The following is a 298-nucleotide window of genomic DNA, read 5'->3' on the forward strand; positions in this document are numbered from 1 at the left end:
TACGAATCGTCATCTTGTTGTAGGAATTGATAGTGCACAACAATTTCATGTTGCTCGAGCTGTTAACTTTCGAGGAATTGTGGTCGGTCATCCTCTAACCTTTGAAAATAACGATGAGGGGTTTACTAAATTTCTAAGTTGGATCAAAGAACTTAAACGAATAAACCGTTTAGACACTGCCATCGTGTGCATGGAACCTACCGGTCATTACTGGTTGAATCTATCAAAATGGTTATTTGAACAAAACGTTGAAGTTGTTACCGTAAATCCGCACCTTGTTAAAAGGAATAAAGAGAAC

Annotated in this window: 1 protein-coding gene; it reads left to right on the forward strand. The window is 37.9% G+C overall.

Features of this window, described 5'->3' with window-relative positions:
• On the forward strand, nt 1-298 hold a 298-nt coding region (locus IOC57_RS25570), incomplete at both ends, for an IS110 family transposase (protein ID WP_207441379.1).

Source organism: Bacillus sp. SD075 (assembly GCF_017355165.1).
Taxonomy (GTDB): domain Bacteria; phylum Bacillota; class Bacilli; order Bacillales; family DSM-1321; genus Peribacillus.